Source organism: Acrocarpospora catenulata, from assembly GCF_018476525.1.
In the GTDB taxonomy this organism is placed as follows: Bacteria; Actinomycetota; Actinomycetes; order Streptosporangiales; family Streptosporangiaceae; genus Acrocarpospora; species Acrocarpospora catenulata.
In genome coordinates, this window is sequence record NZ_JAHCST010000125.1 from 1 (window position 1) to 5627 (window position 5627).

Here is a 5627-nt window from a genome sequence, read left to right on the forward strand (position 1 = left end):
CCGGCGGAGCCGGGCCCGGACCCGGAGGGTCAAGAGGGTGGGTGGGTGGGAGACCCACGGCAATCAATCGCACTGCGCGAGTTGGTCGCGCGGGAATGCGGGGAGCCGTTTGATCTGGAGCACGGGCCGGTGCTGCGGGCCAGGCTGTTCAGGCTCGCCGAGGACGACCACGTGCTGCTCCTGGTCCTGCATCACATCGCCTGTGACGGCTGGTCCATGCCCATCCTCTGGCATGAACTGGCCACCCTCTACCAGGGCGGCGAACTCCCGGACCTCCCTCTCCAGTACGCCGACCACGCCCACCACCAGCGCATCACCACCACCGACACCGGCCTCGACTACTGGCTCGGCCAGCTCGCCGAGGTCGAAACCCTCAACCTGCCCACCGACCGCCCCCGCTCCGGCGCGCCGGGGCGGCCGGCCGAGCACGTTCCGCTGAGCGTGCCCGCCGACGCCGCCGCGGCGCTCGGCACACTGGCCGCGGAGAGCGGCACGACCCAGCACGTGGTACTGGTGACCGCCCTCCAGGTGCTGCTGTCCCGACTGACCGGCCAGACCGACATCACCGTCGGCACCCCGGCCGCCGGACGCGACCACCCCGACACCGCCGGACTCATCGGCTTCTTCGTCAACACCCTCGTGCTACGCGCCGACCTCACCGACAACCCCACCTTCCGCCACCTCCTCCAGCAGACCCGCACCACCACCCTGGACGCCCTCGCCCACCAGCACACCCCCTTCGAACGCGTCGTCGAACACCTCAACCCCATCCGCACCCCCGGCCAGACCCCCTTGTTCTCCGTGCTGTTCACCGGCGACGGCGACGCCTCGGCCGCCCTCGCGTGGCCGGGCGGTGTGCAGGCAGAGCCGTACCCGTGCGCCTCCGGCGGAGCACTGTTCGACCTGACCTTCAGCCTCCGCGAGGAGCCCGGCGGCCTCGCCGGGACCCTGGAGTACGACGCCGAACTGTTCGACCTCGCCACCGCAGAGCGGATCGCCGACCACCTCACCGGCCTGCTCCGGCAGGTGGCCGACCGCCCCGACCTGCCGGTCTCCGACTACGAGCTGTCCATCCCCGCCGAGAGCCGCCAGCTGGCCCGGTGGAACGCCACCAGGCTGACCTACCCCACCAAGGTCAGCGTCGAGGAGTACTTCGAGGCACACGCCGACGCCGCGCCCGACGACCTGGCGCTGGTGTGCGAGGACGAGCGGCTCACCTACGGCCAGGTGGAGCGCCGGGCCAACCGGCTGGCCCACCTGATCCGCGAACTCGGCGCCGGAGTCGAGGACGTCGTGGCGGTCTGCGTCGCCAGGGGCCCGGACTCGGTGATCGCGCCGCTGGCCGCCCTGAAGGCCGGGGCGGCCTTCTTCCCGGTGGACGCCGACCAACCGGCGGCCCGGCTGGCGGCGATGTTCGCTGGGGCCCGGCCCGCCGTGGTGCTCGCGCACACCGCGCTGGTCCCGCAGATCCCCCCGGGCCCGTGGCGGGTGGCGTGCGTGGACGGGGAGGTCGACCAGCCCGAGGAGCGGCCGGCCCGCGCGGTGCCCGGCGCCGCCCTGGCGTACGTCATCCACACCTCCGGCTCCACCGGCGCGCCCAAGGGTGTCATGGTCACCAGGAACGGGCTGGCCAACCTGCGCGCCGACTGGGCGGCGCGCAAGTACCACGAGCGCCGCTGGCTCACCGTGGCCAGCCCCTCCTTCGACGTCTTCATCGGCGACGTGGTGCGCAGCCTCACCTTCGGCGGCAGCCTGGTGATCGGCTCCCGCACGCTGGCGCTGTCGCCGGGCGAACTCGCCGACGCCCTGGAGCGGGAGCGGACGGACGCCTTCGACAGCATCCCCGCCGTCCTGCACAGCCTGTCCAGGCACCTGGCGTCCACCGGGCGCACGCTGCCCGACCTGCGGCTGCTCGTCTCCGGCGGCGACGCGTTCCCGGTGGCCGACGGCGAGGCGATCCTGGCCACCTTCGGGCCGCGGGTACGGGTGCTCAACGCCTGGGGCGCGACCGAGACCACCATCGACAGCACCATCCACGAGCTGCGGGCGGGCCGGCGCACCGTCTCCGGCGTCGTCCCCGTCGGCGGGCCCGCCGCCAACACGGCCGTCCACGTGCTGGACGAGCGCGGCGGCCCGGTGCCGATCGGCGTCGTCGGCGAACTGTACGTCGGCGGCGAGGGCGTGGCGCGCGGCTACGTGGGCCAGCCCGCGCTGACCGCCGCCGCGTTCGTGCCCGACCCCGCGGGACGCGAACCGGGAGCGCGTCTCTACCGCACCGGCGACCGGGGCCGCTGGCTGCCCGACGGCACCATCGAGTTCCTGGGCCGCGACGACGACCAGGTGAAGATCCGCGGCCACCGGGTCGAGCCCGGCGAGGTGCAGGCGGTGCTGCGCGAGCACCCCGACGTGGCGGACTGCTACGTCCTGGCCGTCCCCGACGGTCCCGGCAACCACCGGCTGGTCGGCTACGTCGTGCCGGCCCGGCCGAGCGACCCCGGTGTGCTCCGCGACCACTGCAACGAGCGGCTGCCGCGCCACATGTGGCTGTCGGGAATCGTCGAGATCGACGCGCTGCCGCGGACGCCGAGCGGCAAGGTGGACCGGGCCAGGCTGCCCGGCGCCGGCGCCGCCGTGCTGTCCCGCGCCGCGCATGAGCCGCCGCGCACCGAGTTGGAGCGGGCCGTCGCCGCGGCGTGGCGTCGCGTGCTGGAGACCCCCGCCGAGATCGGCGCGCACGACGACTTCTTCGACCTCGGCGGCCACTCGATGCTCGCCACCCGGCTGCTGTTCGCGCTCCGCCAGGACCTGGGCGTCGACCTGCCGATCACCGCGGTCTTCGAGGCGCCGACGGTGGCCGCCATGGCCTCCCGCGTCGCCGCCGCGCGCCTGTCGTCGGCCCCCATCGAGCCGGCGCCGCGCGAGGTCTACCTGCCGCTGTCGTTCGCCCAGGAGCGGCTCTGGTTCCTGTGGAAGGTGTCACCCGGCAGCCCCGCGTACAACATGCCGGTGTCGGTACGGCTGCGCGGCCCCCTCGACGTGGCGGCGCTGTCGGCCGCGCTGACCGGCGTGGTGGCCAGGCACGAGGTGCTGCGCACCCGCTACGCCGAGATGGACGGCACGCCGGTGCAGGTCGTGGACGACCCCGCGCCCGTTGCGCTGCCCGTCACCACGCCAGGTGACCTGGACGAGGCGCTGCACCAGGAGTGGTCGGCGCCGTTCGACCTGGAGCACGGGCCGCTGCTGCGGGCCCGGCTCTTCCGCGTCGCCGACGACGACCACGTTCTGCTTCTGGTGGTGCACCACATCGCCTGCGACGGCTGGTCCATGCCCATCCTCTGGGACGAACTGGCCACCCTCTACCAGGGCGGCGAACTCCCCGGCCTGCCCCTCCAGTACGCCGACTACGCCCACCACCAGCGAGTCAGCACCACCGACACCGGTCTGGACTACTGGGTCGGTCAGCTCGCCGAGGTCGAAACCCTGGATCTGCCCACCGACCGCCCCCGGCCCAACGCGCCCAGCCAGCGCGGCGGCCACGTGACCTTCGAGCTGCCCGCGGTCGGGGCGCTCTCTCGGGACAACGACGCGACCGTCTACATGGTGTTGCTCGCCGCGCTCCAGGTGCTGCTTTCGCGGCTGACCGGGCAGACCGACATCACCGTCGGCACCCCCGCCGCCGGGCGCGACCACCCCGACACGGCCGGACTCATCGGCTTCTTCGTCAACACCCTCGTGCTACGGGCCGACCTCTCCGACAACCCCACCTTCCGCCACCTCCTCCAGCGGACCCGCACCACCACCCTGGACGCCCTGGCCCACCAGCACACGCCCTTCGAACGCGTCGTCGAACACCTCAACCCCGTCCGCACCCCCGGCCGGACTCCCCTGTTCTCGGTGCTGTTCACCTACTCCAAGGAGGAGTCGCGGGACTCCTGGAGCCTGGACGGGCTGGAGCTGACCAGGCAGGACGTGGACGTGCCCGCCGCGCAGTTCGACCTCACCTTCGCGGTGCACGAGTCGGAGCAGGGCCTGCACGGGGCGCTCTACTACTCGACGGACCTGTTCGACCGCGCCACGGCGAAGTCGATGGCCGGACGGCTGGTGCGGCTGCTCGGCGCGGCCGTCGCCGAGCCCGGCACTCCCGTCGGCCACCTGCCCGTACTGAGCCCCGAGGAGGCCGAGCACCACCGGGGGCCGCGCCGGGCGTCGGCTCCCGCGCTCCTGCCGGCGGTGTTCGAGGAGTACGCGGAGCGCACGCCGTACGCGCCCGCGGTGATCGCGGACGGCGAGATGTGGACCTACGGCCAGCTGAACCGGCTGGCCAACCAGATCGCCCACCAGCTCAGGGCGCGCGGGGCCGGTCCCGAGACCGTCATCGCGCTGGGCCTGCCCCGCTCGGTGCGCATGATCGCCGCGATTCTCGGCGTGCACAAGGCGGGAGCCGCCTACCTGCCGCTGGATCTCGAACACCCCGATGACCGCCTCGCGTACACCCTCCAGGATGCCGATCCGCTGCTCGTCCTCACCGACGGCGACAGCCGCCTCCCGGGCGCCGTCAACCTCGCCGACCTGCTCCATGGCCCCGACCACAACCCCGGCATCCCGCCGCTCCCCGAGCACGCCGCCTACGTCATCTACACCAGCGGCTCCACCGGCCGCCCCAAGGGCGTCGTGCTGGAGCACCGCGGCCTGGCCAACCTGACCGCCAACCTCGGCGAGCGGCTCGACCGGCTCGGCGGTGGCATGCACCGGGTGCTGCAGCTGGTCTCGCCCGGGTTCGACGTGATGGTGTCGGAACTGGTCACCGCCTTCACGCGCGGCGGCTGCCTGGTCGTGGCGCCGGCCACGCTCACCGGCGACGCGCTGGGCGCCTTCCTCCGCAAGCACAGGGTCACCCTGGCCCACATGCCGCCTGCCGTGCTGGCGACGGTGCCGAGGGTGCCGCTACCCGACCTGCGTGTGCTCGTGGTCGGTGGCGAGAGCTCGCCGCCTGAGCTGCTGGCGCACTGGGCGGCCGGCCGTGCGGTGATCAACGCCTACGGCCCGTCCGAGGTCACCGTGGACGCCACGGAATGGCGGTACGAGGACGGCGCCAGGATCGTCATCGGGCACCCGGTGGGCGACGTCGAGGTGCTGTTGCTGGACGGGAACCTGCAACCCGTCCCTCCGCACACGCCCGGTGAGCTGTACATCGCCGGGCCGGGCGTCGGACGTGGCTATCTCAACCGGCCGACCCTCACCGCCCAGCGGTTCATCCCCCACCCCCACCACCCCGGCGCCCGCATGTACCGCACCGGCGACCAAGCCCGCCGCCACCCCAACGGCACCCTCGAATTCATCGGCCGCACCGACAACCAAATCAAACTCCGCGGCCACCGCATCGAACTCGCCGAAATCGAAAACACCCTCACCCAAGCCCCCGGCGTCACCCAAGCCACCATCACCCTCCACAACAACCAACTCATCGCCTACCTCACCCCCCAAACCGCCGACCCCACCACCACCCACCAACACGCCCTCACCCACCTGCCCACCCGGGAGCGGGTGGAGGAGTACATCCGGCTCCGCAACGACATCGAGCTCCAGGTCGGCCGGATCAACGGCGAGTACGGCCTGTTCGGGCGGGC

The 5627-nt window shown here is 73.0% G+C and carries 1 protein-coding gene; it reads left to right on the forward strand.

Features of this window, described 5'->3' with window-relative positions; genetic code table 11:
- Positions 1 to 45 precede the first annotated feature (45 nt).
- Positions 46 to 5627 (forward strand): non-ribosomal peptide synthetase (locus tag KIP79_RS45795; RefSeq protein ID WP_214111364.1); only part of this gene is annotated, 5582 nt, incomplete at its 3' end.